This is a genomic window from Paenibacillus mucilaginosus 3016 (assembly GCF_000250655.1).
Classification (GTDB): domain Bacteria; phylum Bacillota; class Bacilli; order Paenibacillales; family NBRC-103111; genus Paenibacillus_G; species Paenibacillus_G mucilaginosus.
This window is the reverse complement of the sequence record NC_016935.1, coordinates 7,257,680-7,278,641: the sequence shown is the minus strand read 5'-3', so window position 1 is coordinate 7,278,641 and position 20,962 is coordinate 7,257,680. Positions and strand designations below refer to the sequence as shown.

Here is a 20,962-nt window from a genome sequence, read left to right as displayed (position 1 = left end):
GCCGGCTTTCTGCGCTGCGGGTCATTGCCCAGCCGCATCCCCGACAGGCGCTGCTTTCTCTGGGGGGCTGCTGTCCCGGCCGGCCCCGGCCTCATTCAGCGGCAGGGCTCAGGCCTCGAACCGGTCGCCGCGCGTCTGCGGATGGGAGATCACGAGGAACTCCACCGGCTGCCCGGAGGTGTTCTTCATCTGGTGCGGCACAAGGGGCGCCACCTCGCAGCCCTCCTGTGGATGAAGGAGGTGGACCGTGCCGTCCACCTCCAGCTCGGCACAGCCGGAGAGCACGAAGAAGAACTGCCGCGCCTGCCCGTGATAGTGGCGGACCTCCTCCGTGCCGGGGGGCATCCGTTCGTGGATGACGCTGAGCTCGGGCTGCTTGACGAGGTGCCAGCCGTCGCAGGTGCCGCCCCACACGTAATGCTCCGCGTTACTTTTGCCGATCTTCATAGGAATCGCCTTCTTTCATCGGGTTGTGCCGGGATGGAGAAGCATCCTGCGGAAGCGGAGGGGTCGTGAACCGGGGCTCTCCGTCCTCCTTGCTGCCGAGCCACCCGCCGGAGCGGGGAAGCGGTCCGCGGTCCCGGGCTTCCGCCAGCCAGCGGAGCCGGTAGCAGTTCATGCCCGTCTCGCCGAGCTCCTCGAGCAGGCCGTAGTTGGCCCAGGCTCCGACCACCATGCCGATGCCGGGGACCAGCTGGAGCATTTTGCGGAAATCGATCGTATCCCGGTACTCCTGCTGGAACTTCCGCCAGTCAATATGCTCCGCGTAGCTGCTCGCCATCGGCAGGGTCCGCATTGTCTGCGGCCATGCGGCGATCGCTTCATAGAGGGGCGGACGTGCCGTCTGGCCCGAGAAGGCGAGCTGGAAGATATGGAGGATGAACAGCCGCTCCCGGTAGTCGTACGTGGAATAGCCGTAGACATGGGCCAGCTCGAACAGGAACTTCATCTTGATGCCGATGAGGATCGGGAAGTCGGCCATCCCGAGGAGGAACCCGCCGGCTCCGGCTCCTGCGCCTTCGGCGGCAGCCAGCTTTTTGTAGAAGGCGAGCTTGTCTTCGGCTTCCTTGTCACGCAGGGCGAGGGATACTCCGGCCGACGGCTCGCTCTTCGGGATATAATCCATCGAGAACAGGGCGGTCTGCACGATTCCTTTGACCGCGGAGGTGATCGCCGCATGGACCTTCTCCGGAATCGCCTGATTGATGCGCGACTGCACGGCCTTCGAAGTCCGCTCGATCATGCCCGGAGGCTTCAGCAGGCCGGCGCGCCAATGCTCCAGCTTCCGCTGCACCTGCTGCTCATATACGCTTAATTCTTCGTTCATGGTCTTCGGCTCCTTTGTAAGAATGACCGCCGAGGAGGTTCTTGGTAGTATTATACGTTATACGGGAAGGGACCCCCAAATGATTCGAAGCCTGGAATGGACAGACTATGACAGAAACTGTCAGGGATTGGGTTTATCATAGACGGAGAGCAGAGTGCCGGTCAGAGAGCGGATGGCGTATCCGGACCGAAATGATAGAGGAGGCGTTGGCATCATGACATGCCGCTGCGCATGGGTCAATGAGGACCCGCTGTATCAGGAATACCACGACAAGGAATGGGGCGTGCCGGTCCATGAAGACCGGAAGCTGTTCGAGATGCTGGTGCTCGAAGGGGCGCAGGCCGGGCTCAGCTGGTACACCGTATTGAAGAAAAGGGAGCGGTACCGCGAGGTCTTCGACGGCTTCGATCCGGTGAAGGTGGCCGCTTATGACGAAGCGAAGCTCGGGGAGCTGCTGGCGGACCCGGGGATTATCCGCAACCGGCTGAAGATCCGGGGCGCGGTGTCTTCCGCGCAGGCGTTCCTGCGGGTGCAGGAGGAATTCGGCAGCTTCGACCGCTATATCTGGCGGTTCACGGACGGGCAGTCCGTGCGCAACAGCTGGGGCTCGCTGAGCGAAGTGCCGGCGCAGACCCCGCAGTCCGACGCCATGAGCAAGGACCTCAAGAAGCGGGGCTTCACCTTCGTCGGCTCGACGATCTGCTACGCGTTCATGCAGGCGACCGGCATGGTGATGGATCATACCGTGGACTGCTTCCGGTTCAAGGAGCTGGGCGGAGAGGCTTAAAGGCGGCAGCCGGGCGCAAAGGGTTGGAGGGATTCGGAAGCCTATGCCCGGAATTGCGGCAAGCAGCGGGACCGGACAAGCTCACGGAAACTCTGGGCTTACCCGATCCTGAAATCGGATATGCCTCCCGAAGAATTGGGCCGGCCCGGGATGGACGAACAGCCCATCCACCTTCGTCCCCTCCTGAATATAATGCAGAAGCGAATGCATCAGGAGGAGGGGCTGCGCATGAAACCGCGAATCGATGTGGCTGTCGTAACACCGGGTTCCTTCGTCATCCCGTCCGGCAAGAGCAGCTCGGTGGAGCTGGTCGTGGAGGAGGTTGCCGCGAGAGTGGGCCGCAGGGTCCGCGTGGCGGTGCTCGGCCGCCGCAGCCGTGTTCTTCCGCCGGAAGAGCTCCGCGGCGGTGTGAAGTATGCGCGCGTACCGGCGCCAACCCCCGCCGGCTACATCCGCAACGTCTCCCGACGGCTCGAGAAGCTGAAACCGGACATCATCCAGGTCGAGAACCGGCCGAGGTTCGTCAGGTATCTGCGCCGCCGCCATCCCCGTGCGAAGATCGTACTCTCGCTCCACTCGGTCACCTTTGTCTCCCGCCCGCATATCCGGCTGGCGGAACTGAGGCGCTGCCTGGCCGCGGCGGACCGGATCGTGGTGAACTCGGAGTTTATCCGGGAAGAGATGGAGCGCAGGGACCCGCGTTCCCGCGGCAAGCTGGTCGTCAACCACCTCGGCGTAGACCCTGCGGGCTTTGCCAGCCGCTGGCACGGGGAGGGGGCCCTGCGCCGGGAAGCGATGACCGCCCGGCTCGGACTCCAGGGCAGGCGGGTTCTGCTCTACGTCGGCAGGCTGATTCCCATCAAGGGCGTGCATCACGTGCTGGAGGCGATGCCCCGGATTGTGCAGGAGGTGCCGAATGCGGTACTGCTCATCGTGGGAAGCGCCTTCTACGGCTCGAAGCGGACCACGCCGTACGTCAGACGGCTGCACCGCATGGCGAAGCGGATGAAGGAGCACGTACGCTTCATCCCCTACGTTCCCCACGGCGAGGTTGCGGACTGGTTCCGGCTTGCCGACGTCCTGGTCGTCCCTTCCGGCCGCCGGGAAGCGTTCGGGCTCGTGAACGTCGAGGCGATGGCGGCCGGTGTGCCGGTGGTGGCCACCCACGCGGGCGGCATCCCCGAGATCATTGAGGAGGGCGTAACTGGATTGACGGTCCGGCTGTCGTCGATCGGGGAGGAGCTCCCGGAGCGGCTGGCCTGGCTGCTTCGCGACGAAGAGGCCGCCTGCCGCATGGGAATGATGAGCGTGGAGCGGGTGCTCGAGCATTTTACGTGGGAGCGGACCGCGGAACGCTGGCTCGCCCTGTATGCGGAACTCCTGCCGGGGAAGCCGGGACTGGAGCTTCCGCCCCCGCCGTATCCCGGCTGAAGCTGACGATAACACCGGTAAGCCGGGTAAAGAGCTCCTGTTCTTCTGTGAAGAACAGGGGCTTTTTGGTGCGAATATAAGAGTATGGGCTTGTGCGGGGCGTAAGGAAGGCGCGGGCGGCTGGGCGGGATGACTGCCTATTTTTTTCCGGGCGGATGACCACCTTCTGGGTGAATGCATATGTTACCAGTGACTGCATGATTGAGACATCAAATGCCCTTTCATCAGATAGGCATCGATGAATTCACATTAGGAGGACCCTCATGAAAAAGGACAGCCGCCGCCCTGCCGGTAGTAAGTCAAAACCCCGGAAGCAGCGTATCGCTTCTTATATCAACGAACTAAGCTGGCTGGATGAAAAGCCGGGCAAGCAGGTGATCCGGGAAGAAGCTTCCGTCTCCCAGATCCACCCCCCTGAAGAGACGTTGATAGAGCCGGACCCTCTAACGGAGGAAGAGGAGTGGGACGTACTTCCGAAGGCCGCCCCTTCCTTGAAGCGCTACACGATATCAAGGCCGCCTGCCGCAGAGTCTTTGTCAAAGCCCTACACACCCGCACCCCAGCCCCATACACCGGCACCTCAGCCGGAGATCAAGAAGACATTCCAAGGTGCGACGGTGTATACCGACGATCTGGGGGAAGAATCCGTCACTACCGAAAAGATTGCCCGCTATGCAGTGGACAGCACCCGGATCCGGCGCGGGGGAGTAAGCCGTGAGAATCTGGCGGATTACGCGGTGGACAGTGCGAAGCTGGCCGACCGATCCGTTACCGTACAGAAGCTCGCCCCCCGTTCGGTCACCGAGGATATCCTTGCGTCCGGCGCCGTCACCTCGGAGAAAGTACGCGACCGCTCCATCTCGGGGGATAAGCTGCTCGACAACAGCATCAGTTCGGAGAAGCTGGCGGATAAGTCGATCGACGCGATGAAGATCGCCGACGGCTCGATCCACGCTAAGCATCTCGCGGACGAGGCGATTTCGGGCGAGATGATCCAGCACCAGTCGATCACCTCGGACAAAATCAGGAGCGGCGCGATCCAGGCTTCGCAGCTCGCCAACGGAAGCGTGAATACGGCGAAGCTGGCGGACGGGGCGGTCAGTACCGAGAAGCTGCGCGACGGAGCGGTTACGGCATCGAAGATCGTTGACGGAGAGATCACGACCGAGAAGCTGGCGGACGGGGCGGTGACCGAGGAGAAGCTGGGACACTGGAGCGTCGCCTCCGGTCATCTCAAGCCGAACACCATCAGTCATGATCATCTGGCCCCCGGCAGTGTCCGCGCTCTGAATATCGGATCAAAACAGATTGAATCCAATCACTTGGCAGAGGAGGCCGTACAGTCCCTCCATCTCAGGGACGGTTCGGTAACCTCCGGCAAGCTGGCCAAACACGCAGTGCAAGGTACGCATCTGAGTGAATCGATTGTCGAAGGCAAGCATGTGCAGGCCGGAGGCATCGAGGGCCGGCACCTACCCCCCATGCCGTGACTGGGGAGAAGATTGCCCCCGCCAGTGTCGGCACATCCCAGCTCGCGGACGGCGCGGTCTCATCGGAGAAGCTCGGCCAGGGGGCGGTGACCGAGGAGAAGCTGGCGCCATGGAGCATCGCTTCCGAGCATCTCAAGCTTAATTCCATCGTGCACGACCACTTGGCCCCCGGCAGTGTCCGCGGCACCAACATTGCATCGAAGCAGATCGAATCGTTCCATCTGGCGGATGAAGCGGTGCAGTCGGAGCAGATCAAGGATGGCTCGGTCACCTCCGGGAAGCTGGCCAAGAATGTGATTCAGAGCATTCACCTGTCCGAATCCAGCGTTGAAGGCAGGCATGTGCAGGCCGGAGGCATCGATGGAAGCCACCTGGCCCCTCACTCCGTATCCGCAGAGAAGATTGTATCCGGCAGCATCGGCAGCTCTCAGCTGTCGGACGGCTCAGTGACGATGGAGAAGCTGGCGAATGGGGCCGTGACTTCCCTGAAGCTTGCACCCAAGTCCGTGCATTCCGGGCATCTGGCGGCCGGAACGGTGCTTTCCGTTCACCTGGAACCGAAGGCCGTGCAGACCGTTCACCTGGGGCCGGCGGCTGTAGGCACCGAGCATCTTCAAGACCGCAGTGTCACCGTCGATAAGCTGCAGGAACGTTCGGTCACGGCCATCCATCTGGCGCCCGGAGCCGTACAGTCCCAGCATCTGATGGAAAATATCGTGCAATCCATGCATCTCGGCAACCAAAGTGTAACGACCTCGAAGCTCTCGGTGGAATCCGTATCGACCGACAAACTGACGAACCTGGCGGTAACTTCCGCCAAGCTGGCTCATGTCAGCGTCACTTCGGAGAAGCTGGCCCGGGAAGCGGTGCAGTCTGAGCACCTGTCCCCCGGAGCGGTCGGCAGCAGCCATCTGGCCAAATCGGCTGTGAAATCCCAGCAGCTGGCCACAGGGGCGGTCACCCGCGACAAGCTTGAGAATGCGTCGGTATCGGGGGAGAAGCTCGCAGAAGGGGCGGTCACCTCTCTGCATCTGACAACCGGTGCCGTGCGGACCCAGCACCTGGCTGAGGGTGCGGTGGAAGGCAGCCGGATAGCGCCTGTTACGATCACGGGGACCCATATGGCGCCTGGAGCCGTTGGCGGCGAACAGCTGGCGATCGCGGCGGTCTCCGCAGAGAAGCTTGCAGCGAACGCGGTGACGGCGGAGAAGCTGGGAGCGGAGTCGGTGACGGCGCAGAAGCTGGCGGCGGAGTCGGTGACGGCGGAGAAGCTGGCGGCGGACTCGGTGACGGCGGAGAAGCTGGCGGCCGAGTCGGTAACAAGAGTGAAGCTTGGAGCGGAGTCGGTGACGGCGGAGAAGCTGGCGTCGGAGTCGGTGACGGCAGAGAAGCTGGCGGCCGAGTCGGTGACGGCGGAGAAGCTGGGAGCGGAGTCGGTGACGGCGGAGAAGCTGGCCGATGAGTCGGTAACGACGGAGAAGCTGGCCTCGGAGTCGGTGACGGCGGAGAAGCTGGCCTCGGAGTCGGTGACGGCAGAGAAGCTCGGGGCGGAATCCGTAACGGCAGAGAAGCTGGCGGCAGAGTCGGTGACGGCGGAGAAGCTGGCATCGGAGACGGTGACGGCGGAGAAACTCGCCCCGGGGTCCGTGACGGCGGAGAGACTGGCGGCGGAAGCGGTGACGACGGAAAAGCTGGCGTCCAAATCGGTGACGGCGGAGAAGCTCGGGGTAAGGTCGGTGACGGCGGAGAAGCTGGCGTCCGGCGCGGTCACCGGCGATAAGCTCGCTTCGAAGTCCATTACCGCCGAGAAGCTGGCATCGGAGTCGGTAACCACGGAGAAGCTGGGTGCCGATTCGGTTACGGGGGAGAAGCTTGCGCCCGCCTCCGTTACCGGCAAGCACATCGCCGATGATTCCATCGATGGTCTGCACATCAAACAGGAATCGGTATCGGGGTATCACCTGCTGCCGGGAAGCATCTCGCTGCTGCATCTGGAGCCCTCGCTGCAGGCTCTCCTCAGCGCCCATGCAGCTGCATCCGCAGCTCCGGCGGCGGAACCGGCCGGTGCAGCGGATGCTCCGGAAGCCAGGGAGACGCCCGGTACCGATACGGCTGCTCCGGAAGCTTCATTGGAACCAGCTTCAATGGAACCAGCTTCAATGGAGCCGGCCGGTCTTACGGCAGAGGTCAGCGAAGCGGTGCAGGAAGTGCCTGTGGCGCCGGAGGCGGGGCCTGCCGCAGATGCGGATGCGGTTGTTACGCAAGGGATCATCACAGAGCTTGCCTCTGCAGAGGCTCATTTGACGGAGAGCGAGCCTGTGATCAACGTGGAGCCTGCCGCCGGAGTCCTCACAGAACAGGAGGCGTCCGCAGCGGCAGCACCAGAGATCGAGCAGCCGCAGCAGGCGGACCTAGGCGTTGAATCGGAACAGCTGCCAGTGGTGGAGGCAGCTGAAACCCGGGAAGCGGAAGATACGCACATCGCGGTAACGGAGGCTGCAGCAGTCCCTGTTGTTCCGGTCACGGCCCCGCTGCAGCAGTTCGGGCTCAGCCTGTTCCTGCTGCCGGTGGAGGTGGTCAAGGTAGAGGTAGGCGTAACGTTCGACCGGCCGTTCCTGGATGAGAACTATTCGCTCGTCGCTACGACCAGCCACCAGGACTGCTACGCGGTCATCAAGTCGAAGGGACGCGAGAGCGCCATCCTGGAGATCGTCCGCAGCCGGTTCTCGCCGGAGTGCCAGGGCTTCGTTAACTGGATTGCGATGGGCCGCTCCGCAGAATAAAGACCAGCCGGACCCAGGAGGAGGCCGGGAGCCGTCCCATAGGGGAGACCCCCGGCTCCCCTTCAAGATCCGTCTGTCAGGCCGCCGGGCTCAGCCCCGGCGGCCTGTTTCTGCTGTTTCGGTGACAGCCGCGCATTCAGCTGCATTCCGGTCGTCGGCAGCATATTGTTTTCGTCCGGGCCTTTGCATTATGCTTGACCCATTGGCAGGCTCGGCCTTCTAGGCGATGCCCGGAGGCGGGACCATAGACATCCGCCAAATTGCGGAGTGTCGTGGTATTGGTCCATGTACTTGCAGCCCTGCGGGCATATCCTTTAATGATGATGCATCAGACGACTCTGCACAGGAGGCCAACTCGGCCGGTAGCAGGGAAAGGAGCAAGCCGATGAAAGGAGTCATTGTGGCCGGCGGAAGCGGAACGCGGCTTCGGCCGCTGACGGATCTGGTGAATAAGCACCTGCTGCCGGTCGGAGGCTACCCCATGATCCACTACGCCCTCGCCAAGATGGCCGAAGCGGGGATCCGGGAGGTGCTGCTGATCACCGGCAAGGCTTCGGCCGGTCTGTTCACCCAGTATATCGGCAGCGGGGAACCGTGGGAGATTCAGGTCACGTACCGGATTCAGGAACGGCCCGGCGGCATCGCCGAAGCGGTCTCGCTGGCCGAGGGGTTTATCCGCCCCGGAGACAAGTTCGTGGTTCTTCTCGGGGATAACCTGTTCGAGGATTCGCTCGCTGCGGCGGTAAGCGAATTTCAGGAACAGCCGACAGGAGCGCGGGTGTTCCTGAAGGAAGTGCCCGACCCCCGCCGCTACGGTGTCCCGGTCCTCCGGGACGGGAGGATCGTATCCATTGAGGAAAAGCCGGAGAATCCTCCTTCGACCTACTGCGTAACGGGAATTTATATGTATGATGCCGGCGTGTTCGGGGAGATCCGTCAGGTGACGCGCTCTGCACGGGGAGAGCTGGAGATTACGGACGTCAACAACCGCTATGCCGCCGCCGGCCTGCTGCAGTACGGCATGCTCGAAGGCTGGTGGGCGGATGCGGGCACCCCGCGCTCCCTGCTGGAGGCGGGACTCAGGTTAATGAAAGGTGAATCGTAAATGAGACGAATGATGGTAACCGGAGGCATGGGCTTCATCGGCAGCAACTTCATCCGGTATTGGCTGGAGCGCCACCCGGAGGATACGGTGCTGAATCTGGACCTGCTGACCTATGCGGGACGCGAGGAGAATCTGGCGGACGTCGTCCGTGATCCCCGTTATGCCCTGAGTGTGGGGGACATTGCGGATCCGATGGTGTTCCGGCTGCTCGAGGAAGAGAAGATCGATACCGTCGTTCATTTTGCGGCGGAATCGCATGTGGACCAGAGCATCCTCGATCCGCAGCGGTTCGTGCGTACGAATGTGCTCGGCACCCAGAACCTGCTGGAGGCTGCCCGCCGGACCGGCGTCAAGAAGTTCGTTCACATCTCGACGGACGAGGTCTACGGCACGCTCGGCAGTACGGGCGCATTCACGGAAGAGACGCCTTTGGCCCCGAACAGTCCTTATTCGGCGAGCAAGGCGGGCTCGGACCTCTTGGTGCGGGCATACTGCGAGACGTACGGATTTCCTGCCGTCATTACGCGGTGCTCGAATAACTACGGACCGTACCAGTTCCCGGAGAAGCTGATTCCGAAGATCATTACCCGGGCGCTTCGGGGAGAGGACATTCCCGTGTACGGTGACGGACTCTACGTTCGTGACTGGCTCCATGTGGAGGATCACTGCTCGGGGATCGAGCGGGTGATTCTGCAGGGAAGGCAGGGGGAAGTCTACAACATCGGCGGAGGGAACGAACGGACGAATCTGAGCATGGTCCGCTTGATTCTGGAGGAGCTGGGCCGGCCCCTGTCGCTGATCCGCCATGTCGAGGACCGGCCGGGGCACGACCGCCGGTATGCGATCGATGCCTTGAAGATCCGCAGGGAGCTCGGATGGCAGCCGCTGCGGAGCCTGGAAGAAGGGCTGAAGACGACGGTGCAGTGGTATGTGGAGCATCAGGATTGGTGGGAGCCTCTCCTGGCCGGAGGGGGACAACAAGAATAGGGAGGCGGGGCAGGTGAAGATTGGCATTACCGGTGCAGGCGGACAGCTCGGGCAGGATCTCATCCGGATGCTGGAGTCCCGGCATGAGCTCGTGGCCTGGAAGCACCAGGACCTCAATATCACCGATGAGAAGGCGGTGGAACAGGCCTTTGCCCTTCACCGGCCGGACGCGGTGATTCATGCGGCTGCCTTCACCGGGGTCGACGCGGCGGAGAAGAATCTTGATGCGGCCTATATGGTGAATGCCTTCGGCACGCGCCATGTGGCCTGGGCTGCGCATACCATCGGCGCCAAGATGGTCTATGTCAGCACGGACTACGTGTTCGACGGCCGGAAGGGTGAGCCCTATACGGAAGGGGACCGGACGGCACCGCTCGGCATCTACGGCAACTCGAAGCTGCTCGGGGAGAAGTTCACGGAGTTTTTGTGCGACCGCCACTTTATCGTGCGTACTTCCTGGCTGTACGGCCTCTCCGGCTCCAACTTCGTCACGAAGGTGCTGCAGCTGGCGAAGGAGCAGGGATCGCTCCGCATGGTGTCCGACCAGTACGGTTCTCCGACCTACACGCTGGACCTTGCCGCCCAGATTGCGGAGCTGATCGAAACTGAGGAATACGGAGTCTACCACGTGTCCAACCGCGGGTTCTGCAGCCGTCTGCGGTTCGCGGAAGCGATCCTGGAGATCGCCGGCCTTGCGGGCGTGAGGCTCGAAGCGGTGGAGTCGGCGGAGCTCTCTCTCCCGGCGGAACGGCCTGTGCATTCCGGACTCTCCGATCTGGCCCTGCGCCGGCGTGGATTCGGACGGATGCGCCACTGGAAAAGCGCGCTGGAGGCTTTCATCCGGGAAGACCTGAAATGCGGGGGACTGGAACACAATGAGGACGGAGAGGAGGGGCCCAAGGATGATTCGAAACGTGCTGACCAAGACGCTGATCCGGCATAGCGACGACCGGGGATTTTTCATGGAGCTGCTGCGGGAGGACGACGAAATCTTCAACGGCTTCGGGCAGGCTTCCTTGTCCCTGAGCTATCCGGGAGTAATCAAAGCGTTCCACTACCACGCGCAGCAGGATGATATCTGGTACTTCCCGTCGGGGCAGGCTCAGGTGGTGCTGCATGATCTGCGGCCGGATTCGCCGACCTACAAGCAGACGGACGTGTATTACATGGGAGAACTCAGTCCGTATCTGCTCTTCATCCCGCGGGGCGTGGCCCACGGCTACCGGGTGCTGGGGCATCTGCCGGCGACGATCGTCTACTTCACGAACAAGGCCTATGATCCGGCCGACCCGGATGAATTCCGGCTGGCTTACAACGACCCGGATATCGGTTTCAACTGGCAGACCCGATTCCGCTGAGGCGCGGAGCGGGCCATAGGACGGGGCGACGTGCCGACACGGCCCATGCCGCCGACGTTCCTGTTGAAGCTGTTGATTGAGAAGCCGGATGTGACCCGGGCCCGCGAGCCGGCCGGGCAGCCTTAAGTCTGCTGAACAGCCTGATGGGAGCGGCAAGGGCGGTTCTGGAGGAGTTCTACGCGTCGGCAAGGAGAAGAGAGGATGGGGAACTTGGGACCCCGCCTCTTTTTTGTTGTGCGGGGGCACCTGACCGCTAGCCCAGGAACTTATTTTGGGGAGGGCGGGGTAGGTGTCCATATGCTCTTTTGTCCCGGTGCATACAATTGTAGCAGGGCATAGACCAAATCTGCATAGGGAGGAGGCGGCACCATAAAAACGCTGATTACCGGGATTTCCGGTTTTGCCGGGAGCCATCTGGCCGAGTATTTGCTGAAGCAGGGGGTCGAGGTCATCGGGACGATCCGCGGGCGGAGCCCCATGAATCATATCCGGCATCTCCTCGGCCGGATCCGCCTGGTGGAGTGCGAGCTGCGCGACCCGATCTCCGTGGATACGCTGATCCGCGAAGAGAGGCCGGAGCGCATCTTCCATCTCGCCGCCCAGAGCTTCGTGCCGGCCTCCTGGAATTCGCCGATCGATACGATCTGCAACAACGTGGCGGGAGAGGTCCATCTCTTCGAGGCCGTCCGCAGCCACGGGGTGGACTGCCGCATCCAGATCGCCTGCTCCAGCGAGGAATACGGCCATGTGAATCCGGACGAGGTGCCGATCAAAGAGACGAATCCGATCCGTCCGCTCAGCCCCTACGCCATATCGAAGGTGGCCCAGGATTATCTCGGGTACCAGTATTACCGGAGCTGCGGTCTGCACACGGTCATGACGCGCACCTTCAACCATACGGGCCCGCGCAGGGGAGAGAGCTTCGTCACCTCCAGCCTTGCCAAGCAGATTGCAGATATTGAGAAGGGGAAAAAGGATCCGGTCATCCATGTCGGCAACCTGCAGGCAAAGCGGGACTTCACCGACGTGCGCGACGTTGTGCGCGCTTATTGGCTGGCCCTGGAGAAAGGCGGCGCCGGGGAGACCTACAACATCGCTTCAGGCACCTGCTGTGCGATCGAGGAGGTGCTGCAGAAGCTTCTGTCCTTCAGCACCGTACAGATCCGCATTGAAGAGGATCCGGCCCGCCTGCGTCCGTCGGATGTGGAGATTCTCCTCGGCGATTACACGAAGTTCCACCGGAAGACGGGATGGAAGCCCGAAATTCCATTCGAGCGGACGCTGGAGGATCTGCTGAACTATTGGCGGTCGCAGCCATGAGGAGGGAGAGGGGGAGGATGATGCTGATCACTGCCGTCAAGACCGTGAAGAAGAGAAAGCGGCGGGGAAAAGCCGCGTCATGGAAGCTGAAACGGGGGAAGGGCAGCACGGCCCGGAGGAAAAAGAAGAAGCTCCCCGGCACTCCCGCTAAGGGGAAGAAGCGCCGCAGGAAGCGGAGCCTGCATGCCAGGGGCCGAAAGGGCGCAGGCAAGCGGGGGAGGATGCGTCTGAGGAAACGGGTGAAAAAGCGCCGGCGCCGGATAAAGCACCGGATAGAGCCTGCTCCGTTACAGATAGCCGTTCAGGAGGAGCACCCGCCCGCAGAAGCACCGGCACAGACGACGGAAGAAGTGCCGCAGCTGCTGCCGGGAGCCGCACTTATCGGCTATGCCCGCGGAGAATTCGGACTCGGCGAGTCGCTGAGGCTGGCGGCCGGCGCGATGGAGGCGGCGGGGATTCCCTTCGGCATCATCGACTATCCTCTTTCCGGCCCAAGCAGAGACACGTCCTGGATTCATAAGGAAAGCACCGCGATGTACCGGACCAATATCTTCCACGTCAATGCCGATTCCATGGGCCCCGTATGGCAGTTCGTATCCGGCCGGACGAAAGGGAGGTACAATATCGGCTACTGGCACTGGGAGCTGCCGGACCTGAGGGAAGCGGACCTCCAGGCCTTCGATTATGTGGATGAGGTATGGACCCCGACGGCGTTCGTGCAGGAGAGCGTGAAGAAACGGTCGCCGGTTCCGGTTATGCGGATCCCGCATGGCATCCATGTTCCCGTACAGCCGGAGTGGGGCCGGGCTGCCTTCGCGCTGCCGGCGGACCGGTTCCTGTTCATGTCCATGTTCGATGTGCACAGCAGCACCCGGAGGAAGAATCCGCATGCGGTAATCTCGGCCTTCAAGGAGGCCTTCGGTCCGGACGATCGGAATGTGGGCCTTGTGCTCAAGGTGAAGGGGAGAGATTCGGGAATCGACGACCTGCACACCCTTTATCGGCTGCTGGAAGGCTACCGCAATATTTATTTGATCGAACGGGTGCTCTCCCGTCTCGAAGTGAACTCCCTGCTGAACAGCGTGGACTGCTTTGTTTCCCTGCACCGCTCCGAAGGCTTCGGACTCGGTCTCGCGGAGGCCATGTACCTCGGCAAGCCGGTGATCGGCACGAATTGGTCGGGGAACACCGATTTCATGCGGCCGGACAATGCCTGTCCCGTCGATTACCGGCTGGTCCCGGTGGGCGAGAGCTGGGGACCGTACGATGCGGGTCAAATCTGGGCGGAGCCGGATACCCGGCATGCGGCGGCGTATATGCGCGAGCTGGTGAGCCATCCGGGCTACCGCGCGAGGATTGCGGCGAATGGACAGCAGACGATCCGCAGCGAGTTTTCGCCCCGGAGCGTCGGCGAGCAGATCCGGGCCCGGCTGAGCGAACTGGGCTTGCTGTAGGGGAAGGGGAGGCCCGGCATACGATCGGCAGGCCTCCCGCCCGCGGAGCATGCGGCTTGCCGTCCAAGAGGAACCAAGCCATCCCCGACCGGTCGTCCCTGCGGAAGCGAGAGCATTTTTACACAGAGTCAAGACTTCCCGGCCCGCGGGGAAACCATGCAAGGAAGGTGTCCAAGCCTTGGAGCACCTGAAGGCCGCCGGCATCGTGGTGCATGAACAGGACCGCACAACAGGAGCACGCGGGATGGAACATCGCCGGCGACGATCCGGAATTTCATGCCGCGCGCCTTCCGCTGTGTGGCAGCCGTTTCCAACCCAAGGTTGTTTTCATACCTTGGGAGCAAGGGACGGACAGGGGGTGAGACCATGAGACTAGCGGAGCTGAGAAGACCTTACGATTACTGCATTTCGCTCGGGAATAACTGCATGCCGGCCATGGAACTGGAGAAAAAGGGGCTGAAGCGGGAAACCCTGCCGCTCGACTGGGTTATATCCCGCTCGACAACCAGGGTGGCCGAGCTGCTGCTTTACCGGTTTCCGAATTACATGCAGCTGCCGAACCTGGTCATCCGCTGCCCGGACCCGAAGCTCGGCACTTACGTCGTCGAGGACCTGGTGAACGGGATCGAGTCGTATCACGATTTTGCGTTGTTTCTCAATACAAGCTCGTCCCTGCCGGAATATCCGGTGTTCCGGGTGAGGCTGGAGCGGCGAATCGAGAGGCTGTACAGAATCCTTCAGGAAAAGAGGGACTTGCTGTTCATCCGTACGGGCGAAGTGACGCCCGAGGAAGGACGGCTGCTCAAGGGGGTAATCGAGCAGATTACCGGTCCGGGCAAGACGGCCCATCTGCTCATCATCAACAACCATCCGCGCCTTGCGCTTCCGAGGGAGCTGGACTGGGGCATCCCCGGCGTATGTACGGTGGAAATACCGTATTCGCAGACGCAGGCCGAGAGGAACCGGGCTTTCTTCGGGGGGCTGCTCGAAGGGATTTCCGTGCGCTGAAAGGGCGGAGGACGGCCTGATGGGGGGAAGCCGACGCCCGGGAACGGGAGCCGGCTGGGGAATACCCGGTGCGGGCGGTCGGGCAGGCAATCCATCCGGCCATGCCCAGGTTGCCGGGGGCTGGACAAGAGCCGCTTCGCCGTTCAGAGAAGACTGAGCTCCTGAAGCCGCTGCCGGACAGCCAGCCCGGACGCTTCCGGCGAGAAGCGGCTGCGGATGGTCATCTGCCCCCGGCAGCCCAGAGCGGTGCTCCAGGGCAGATCCGCCGCAGCCCTGCGCATGCCATCGGCGGCGTGCTCCAGGTCCGGCTCCGCCCATACCTGAGCGGAGGTATACGGTCCTGCGTCCTGGCCGACCGGCTGCAGCTCGAAGCGTACGGGGATGCTGTTCTCCCCGTTCATGAAGTCGGTATTGCCGGACCAGTCCGTCGCGATCACCGGCTTGCCCAGGTACATCGCCTCCGCCAGCACGAGGCCGAAGCCCTCCGAACGGTGGAGGGAGACGAAGCTGTCGCACGCGGCAAGAAGTCCGTATACCTCCTGGCGCGTAAGCCGCTCCGGCAGAAGGAGAATATTCGGGCACCCTTCGACGGCGGTCCGGAGCTTCTCGACCTCTTCCGGCTTGGCCTCCGCGTTGTTGATCTTAACCACAAGGGCGGCTCCGGAGCTTCCGGACGGGAAGGCGCGCCGGAACGCTTCGATGGCTCCGGACGGATTCTTGCGCAGCGATGTGCTGAAGACATCGAACATGCTCAGGAACAGGAACGATGCGGGAGGCAGACCGAAGCGGGCGCGCAGCGCGGCGCGGTCGAAGGTGCCCGGGATGCGGATGCCGTACGGCATCGCCCGGACGGGAAGGGCCGTATGCCGGGCGAGCACATCCCGCACGAAGGTGGTCGGCGTCCAGATCTCCTGCAGGCCCGTGAAGCCGTCCCGCCAGGAATCAGGAAGTTCGGAGAGCTCCCATGCCCAGTAGCCGATGTTGTAGCGCTCTTTCATGAAAGCGTCTCCGAACTCCTCCCTTACATACCTCATGTTGTCCCCGTTCACATGAAACAGATTCACACGGTACGGATGGCCTTCCTGTTCGCGGTGGGCCCAGCTGAGATCGCCCATGCGGGAAGGGTTGCCCCGCTCGAAGTTGTTGATGCCGTACGGCATGCCGCAGCTCTCCAGAGCCAGTGCGAGCAGGCGGCAGCCCTCGCCTAGTCCCATTTCGGCGCGGTTATAGCCAATGAGATTGATGCCGGGAGCTCCGGTATACGGTATGCGGACAGCTGCGGCTTCGGTGGAGCGCACAGCCGGCCGCCGGAGGAGCCTGGGTTTGGCCGGGGAGCGGCGGCTTCCCGGCTTTTTGACGCGCCGTCTCTTGACAGCCGCCTGGCGCAGGCGGCTGTTCTTCCTGACGGTGGAACGGGTTTTGGGCGCGGCCGGGAGCCTGCGAAGCCGGCGTTTGCGGCGCCGGGTGCGTTTCGGACGCTTCACGTCCTGATGGAGGAGGGGCCTCCGGAGTGTCTTCACGCTGCTGCCTCCTTTCCTGCGTATGGAGCCTGTTGTGCTTCATCTTCCCTTCAGCCTATGCAGCTCCTGCGGCCGGCTCATGGACGGCTGTCCCGAAACGGAAGAGAAATGGGTGCGGGCGGAGGGATACCGGATGGGGGCGGCTCTGGCGCCCTTTTTGCCGAGATGGCACGAATGCCCTGTCTCCACGGGCAGAACTACATAAGATGAAGAAGTGACACTTATCCCTCGGCGTCCGCCGGGGAGCGGTACAGAGGCCGATGTCTGCCGGCACGACCGGAGACAGCTGCCCTGATTTCTTGGGACAGGAGTTGAGCGTGGATGAAGAAGCGGCGGCGGCTGCGAAGGCACGCGGCGCATCGAAATCCCGTAAGCCCGCAAGTGTCCGTTATCATTCCTGTGTTGAACGAACGCCGAACGTTAGCCCGCGTGATCCGGCAGGCCTACAGGGTGCATCCCCAGACGGAAGTGATTGTGGTGAGCAACGGCACAGTGGACGGCTCGGACCGTACGGCGGCCCGCCTTGGAGCCCGGGTGATCTCCTATAAGCAGGCGCTCGGCCATGATGTCGGCCGGAGCATTGGCGCCAAGGCGGCCCAGGGGAGCGTGCTGCTCTTCCTTGACGGTGACATGGTCATTCCGGCAGCGAAGCTGCGGCCTTACGTTCAAGCGGTTCAGCAGGGGGTGGATGTGGCGCTTAACCGGTATTCGGGACCTGCCAAGAGCAAACGGACTCACCGCGTGGTGCTGGCCAAGTATGCATTGAACGTTTTGTTGAACAAAGGAGAACTCGAGGGCGCCTCCATGACGACCGTGCCCCATGCGATCAGCCGAAAGGCGCTGGAGACCATCGGGGCGGAGGCCTTGGCGGTACCGCCTAAGGCGCAGGCCATCGCCTCGGCCCGGGGGCTGCGGATCAAGGCCGTGCACCTGCTCTCCGTAGGCAGGCTCAACCCGATCCGCCGAAGCCGGAAGGGCGGGGATCCCGTCGGCGATCTGATCATCGGCGATCATCTGGAGGCGGTGGAATGGCTGACCCGGGAGACCGGGGCACGCGGGCTTCGGACCGACCTCGGCCGCAAGCGCGAATTCGTGAGGTGAGAACGTGAGGTGAGCAGCATGAGAAAACCGGGCAGCCGGAGTCCGTCCGCACGGACAGCCCAAGCCGCCCAAGCCGCACGTACAGTACGGGCAGCCTGGGCGGCACGGAAAGCACGGAAAGCACGGAAGGCACGGATCAAGAAAGCATTCCCCGGCATGCGGGTCCGCCGGCGCCCGCCGGGAGGCATCCAGGGGGCAGAGGCGCTCTGCTGCAGGTATCGGCCGTGCGGGAGGGCAGGGGCCGCCGCAGACGGGCAGGAGGCGCTAAGCGCGGACCCGTCCGCAAGCCGGCTCTCCGGAGGGCGGTCCCGTCCAAGCGGGGCCCAGCCGGACGCAAGCGGGTGCAGCCGCGCGGCGCGGCCCGCTTCAACCCGCGCACGGGGCGCAGCGAAGCGTCCTGGTACCGCTGGGGCCTGCAGGCCGGCAGCCAGGCCGCAGGAGGTCTGGACCCGGCCGCGGCCGCGAGCCCGGCACAGGCGCTTCAGGAGCGCTGGGTGCCGCTGATGCGGCGCTTCGGTCTGGCCCGGGGCTCGTGGAAGCACTACGCGGCGGCGGCCCGAGGCTTCGCCGAGGGCTTCGGCCGGCAGTCGGGCCTGGAGACGGGCGGGATCCTGCCGCTGCCAACCGACCGCACGGCAGCTGCGGTGCTCTCGGTCATGAACGAGGAGGCCACCATCGGGGGGATTCTGAAGGAGCTGCAGCGCCTGCATCTCCATGAGCTGATCGTGGTGGTTAACGGATCGGACGACGGCACATTCGCCCGGGTGCGGGCGGAATCGGGTGCGCTCGTCGTCCATTACCCCGAGGCGCTCGGATATGACGTCGGCCGGGGCATCGGCGCCAAGCTGGCCCGGGCGGACATTGTCCTGTTCGTGGACGGCGACATTCCCGTAACGGCGGAGCAGCTCCTGCCTTTCCTTGCGGCTGTGGACCAGGGAACGGATGTGGCGCTCAATGATATCACGCCTTACCTCGGACCATTCAAGCGCTGGGACGGGGTGAGCATCGTCAAGCGTTTCCTGAACCACACGCTGGGGCGGGGCGACCTGCAGGCGAATTCCCTGACGGCGGTTCCTCATGCCCTGTCGCGCAGAGCGCTGGAGACGATAGGCTTTCGGCATCTGGCTGTACCGCCGGTGGCGCAGGCCGTAGGCCTTCTCGGCGGACTGAACGTCAAGGCGCCCTGCAGCGTCGACGTCGTCACGAAGAACAGGGTGAACCTGCGCAACACGGGAGGCGGCAACCCGGTCGCCGAGCTGATCATCGGGGACCATATGGAGGCGCTGCACCAAGCCCGGCAGCTGCGAGGAAGCCGTCTCGGCTATCCGGATACGAGGAGACGCAGAGAGGTTCTGTAGACGGGAGGGGAGGAGGTTCACGTGCAAAAAGCCAGTATTGTCATACCCCACAAGGACGGCCTTCCGCTGCTGGTCCGGTGCATCGATTCGATCCGCCGGCACACGGAAACGCCGTACGAAATCATTGTGGTCGACAACGGGTCCCGGGACGGCTCCGTGGAGTACTGCCTGCAGGCAGGGGTGCGGCTGATCTCATCGCCGTCGAACCGGGGGTTCCCGGCTGCCTGTAATTTGGGAATGCAGCTTGCCGGCGGGGATGCGGTGCTTCTGCTGAACAATGACGTGGTCGTGGCCCCCCGCTGGCTGACCAACCTGATGCGCTGTCTGTACGCCAGTGAGGATATGGGGCTGGTTGGCCCCGTCACGAACTATGCGAGCGGGGTGCAGATGGTGGATACGCCCTATAATACCCCGGAGCAGGCGGACAGCGTGCCCAATGAGCCCGATCCGGCCAAGTGGCAGGAGGTGCGGCGGCTGATCGGATTCTGCCTTCTGTTCAAGCGGGAGACTATGGAGCGGATCGGCCTGCTCGATGAAGCTTATTCGCCCGGCCACTTTGAAGACGACGACTACTGCTACCGCGCCCGGGCGGCCGGATACCGGCTCATGGCCGCCGGGGACACCTTCGTCTATCACCAGGGCAGCGCGAGCTTCGGCCAGGAGCCGCAGGAAGGTGTCAAGGAGCTGATCCGCCGCAACCGCGAGATCTTCATGGCCAAGTGGGGCGTCGATCCGCAGCAATTTATATAAAAGTTAACGGGACGAAGAGCGTCCCTCTGGAGGTGTGGAAGTGAGAGGGAGCAAAAGACGGGGAAGTCTACCGGCCCCCCGCGGGAGGGGAAGAAGACCTGCGGTCTCCGGCTGGGGCGAGGGCCATGCGGCCGGCTTCGCGGAGGGCAGCCGTTACGGCTGGCATACGGGCGCATGCGAAGCCGTAGCGGCCCGGACACCGCCGGGAACCGGGCTTCTGAGGGAGGCCAAGGTGTTCTTCGTCAAAGAGGGCTTCGAGTCGATCGACGGGGGGATTCTGGAAGCCCTCCAGGGTCTCGTGAGCGAAGCGGCCGGACTGCACGAATCGGAGGATGCGGCCGGCCGGGCCGCTGAGGAGAAGCCCGATCTTGTGATCGTGCTGAACGGCACCCGTTTTCCGGTATCCCAAGTGGAGTCTCTGCGGAGCCAGGGCATTCCGACTGCGCTGTGGCTTGTGGATGATCCGTACCATACGGACCGAAGCAGCCAGATCGCGCCGCTCTATGACTATGTGTTCACCCATGAGGCGAACACGGTTTCCTGGTACCGGGAGCTCGGCTGCCCGCGGGTATATCATCTGCCGCTGGCGGCCGGTCCGCACATCTATTATCCGCGCATGGTCGACAGGGGAATTCATACCGATATCTGCCTGATAGCCAACGCCTTCCCGAACCGGGTGGAGTTCATTGACCGGATCGCCCCTTTTCTCGAGAAGCACAGGGTGCTCATTGCGGGGTGGTGGTGGGACCGGCTGCAGAGCTTCGATCGGCTGGAGGGGAAAATCCGGCAGAATGTGGGCTGGATGCCGCCGGAGGAGGTTTGTACCTATTATAACGGAGCCAAAATCGTGGTGAATCTCCACCGGGCCGACTCGGACCCCGGGGATCATAACAGCAGGGGCCTGCAGGCGCATTCGCCCAATCCGCGGACTTACGAGATCTGTGCGGCGGGCGCTTTTCAGCTGACCGATGTCCGTGCTGACCTGCCGGCGATGTACCGGCCGGGGATCGAGGTGGCCACCTATCAATCCCCGGAGGAATTCATGGATGTGGCGGCCTATTACCTGGCCCATGACGCGGAACGGGAAGCCATCGCTCTTCGGGGCCTGCGCCGGACCCGGGAAGAGCATACGTACCGGCACCGGGTGGAGGCTCTGCTCCGGACGGTCTGGACGTAGGTTCCC

18 protein-coding genes are annotated in these 20,962 nt (G+C 63.1%); 15 read left to right on the top strand and 3 right to left on the bottom strand.

Features of this window, described 5'->3' with window-relative positions:
* Positions 1 to 108: 108 nt before the first annotated feature.
* Together PM3016_RS30005 and PM3016_RS30000 are read right to left on the bottom strand one after the other, a co-directional pair.
* Positions 109 to 447, bottom strand: coding sequence for a cupin domain-containing protein (locus PM3016_RS30005; RefSeq protein ID WP_014372010.1), 339 nt, complete (start codon positions 445 to 447; stop codon positions 109 to 111).
* Entirely contained in the window at positions 428 to 1,327 is a 900-nt protein-coding gene (locus PM3016_RS30000) for an EcsC family protein (protein WP_014372009.1), read from the bottom strand. Before PM3016_RS30000 ends, PM3016_RS30005 begins: the two co-directional genes overlap by 20 nt.
* 214 nt (positions 1,328 to 1,541) lie before the next feature.
* On the opposite strand from PM3016_RS30000, the gene PM3016_RS29995 reads away from it, so the two are divergent.
* The 11 genes from PM3016_RS29995 to PM3016_RS29945 all read left to right on the top strand — a co-directional run bounded on the left by PM3016_RS29995 (position 1,542) and on the right by PM3016_RS29945 (position 15,050).
* Positions 1,542 to 2,114: a DNA-3-methyladenine glycosylase I gene (locus tag PM3016_RS29995; protein ID WP_014372008.1), complete on the top strand. Its 573-nt coding sequence runs from the start codon at positions 1,542 to 1,544 to the stop codon at positions 2,112 to 2,114.
* A 228-nt stretch (positions 2,115 to 2,342) separates the two neighbouring features.
* Positions 2,343 to 3,545, top strand: coding sequence for a glycosyltransferase family 4 protein (locus PM3016_RS29990; RefSeq protein ID WP_014372007.1), 1,203 nt, complete (start codon positions 2,343 to 2,345; stop codon positions 3,543 to 3,545).
* 263 nt (positions 3,546 to 3,808) lie between these two features.
* Entirely contained in the window at positions 3,809 to 5,035 is a 1,227-nt protein-coding gene (locus tag PM3016_RS29985) for a hypothetical protein (protein WP_041619301.1), read from the top strand.
* Positions 5,032 to 7,818: a WIAG-tail domain gene (locus PM3016_RS40960; RefSeq protein ID WP_041619300.1), complete on the top strand. Its 2,787-nt coding sequence runs from the start codon at positions 5,032 to 5,034 to the stop codon at positions 7,816 to 7,818. Before PM3016_RS29985 ends, PM3016_RS40960 begins: the two co-directional genes overlap by 4 nt.
* Before the next feature lie 385 nt (positions 7,819 to 8,203).
* Positions 8,204 to 8,923, top strand: a complete 720-nt coding sequence (locus tag PM3016_RS29975; protein WP_014372006.1) for a sugar phosphate nucleotidyltransferase — start codon at positions 8,204 to 8,206, stop codon at positions 8,921 to 8,923.
* Positions 8,924 to 9,910, top strand: a complete 987-nt coding sequence (rfbB, locus tag PM3016_RS29970) for a dTDP-glucose 4,6-dehydratase (RefSeq protein WP_016362955.1) — start codon at positions 8,924 to 8,926, stop codon at positions 9,908 to 9,910. It begins immediately after the preceding gene.
* 13 nt (positions 9,911 to 9,923) lie between these two features.
* Positions 9,924 to 10,853 (top strand): dTDP-4-dehydrorhamnose reductase, encoded by a 930-nt coding sequence (gene rfbD, locus PM3016_RS29965; protein WP_014372004.1) that lies wholly within the window; start codon positions 9,924 to 9,926, stop codon positions 10,851 to 10,853.
* A complete protein-coding gene (locus PM3016_RS29960) occupies positions 10,813 to 11,268 on the top strand; it encodes a dTDP-4-dehydrorhamnose 3,5-epimerase family protein (RefSeq protein ID WP_014372003.1) in 456 nt (151 codons plus the stop codon). The genes rfbD and PM3016_RS29960 overlap by 41 nt, the downstream gene beginning before the upstream one ends.
* A gap of 369 nt (positions 11,269 to 11,637) precedes the next feature.
* Positions 11,638 to 12,588 (top strand): GDP-mannose 4,6-dehydratase, encoded by a 951-nt coding sequence (locus PM3016_RS29955; protein WP_041618516.1) that lies wholly within the window; start codon positions 11,638 to 11,640, stop codon positions 12,586 to 12,588.
* A 17-nt stretch (positions 12,589 to 12,605) separates the two neighbouring features.
* Positions 12,606 to 14,042 carry a glycosyltransferase family 4 protein gene (locus PM3016_RS29950; protein WP_014372001.1) on the top strand — a complete coding sequence of 479 codons (1,437 nt, stop codon included), beginning with the start codon at positions 12,606 to 12,608 and terminating at the stop codon, positions 14,040 to 14,042.
* A 366-nt stretch (positions 14,043 to 14,408) separates the two neighbouring features.
* A complete protein-coding gene (locus tag PM3016_RS29945) occupies positions 14,409 to 15,050 on the top strand; it encodes a DUF1796 family putative cysteine peptidase (RefSeq protein WP_014372000.1) in 642 nt (213 codons plus the stop codon).
* Between the two features lie 143 nt (positions 15,051 to 15,193).
* On the opposite strand, the gene PM3016_RS29940 is transcribed toward PM3016_RS29945, so the two are convergent.
* Complete coding sequence (locus tag PM3016_RS29940) at positions 15,194 to 16,570, bottom strand: glycosyltransferase (protein ID WP_014371999.1); 1,377 nt, start codon at positions 16,568 to 16,570, stop codon at positions 15,194 to 15,196.
* 321 nt (positions 16,571 to 16,891) lie between these two features.
* Here PM3016_RS29940 and PM3016_RS29935 point away from each other — a divergent pair, with 321 nt between their 5' ends.
* The 4 genes from PM3016_RS29935 to PM3016_RS29920 all read left to right on the top strand — a co-directional run bounded on the left by PM3016_RS29935 (position 16,892) and on the right by PM3016_RS29920 (position 20,956).
* The gene (locus PM3016_RS29935) at positions 16,892 to 17,671 is read left to right on the top strand and encodes a glycosyltransferase family 2 protein (protein ID WP_014371998.1); all 780 of its coding nucleotides are present in this window, start codon (positions 16,892 to 16,894) and stop codon (positions 17,669 to 17,671) included.
* A 224-nt stretch (positions 17,672 to 17,895) separates the two neighbouring features.
* Positions 17,896 to 19,029, top strand: coding sequence for a glycosyltransferase family 2 protein (locus PM3016_RS29930; RefSeq protein ID WP_238540357.1), 1,134 nt, complete (start codon positions 17,896 to 17,898; stop codon positions 19,027 to 19,029).
* A gap of 21 nt (positions 19,030 to 19,050) precedes the next feature.
* Entirely contained in the window at positions 19,051 to 19,779 is a 729-nt protein-coding gene (locus tag PM3016_RS29925) for a glycosyltransferase family 2 protein (protein WP_014371996.1), read from the top strand.
* Between the two features lie 40 nt (positions 19,780 to 19,819).
* Positions 19,820 to 20,956 (top strand): CgeB family protein, encoded by a 1,137-nt coding sequence (locus tag PM3016_RS29920; protein ID WP_013920200.1) that lies wholly within the window; start codon positions 19,820 to 19,822, stop codon positions 20,954 to 20,956.
* The last annotated feature ends 6 nt before the right edge of the window (positions 20,957 to 20,962 follow it).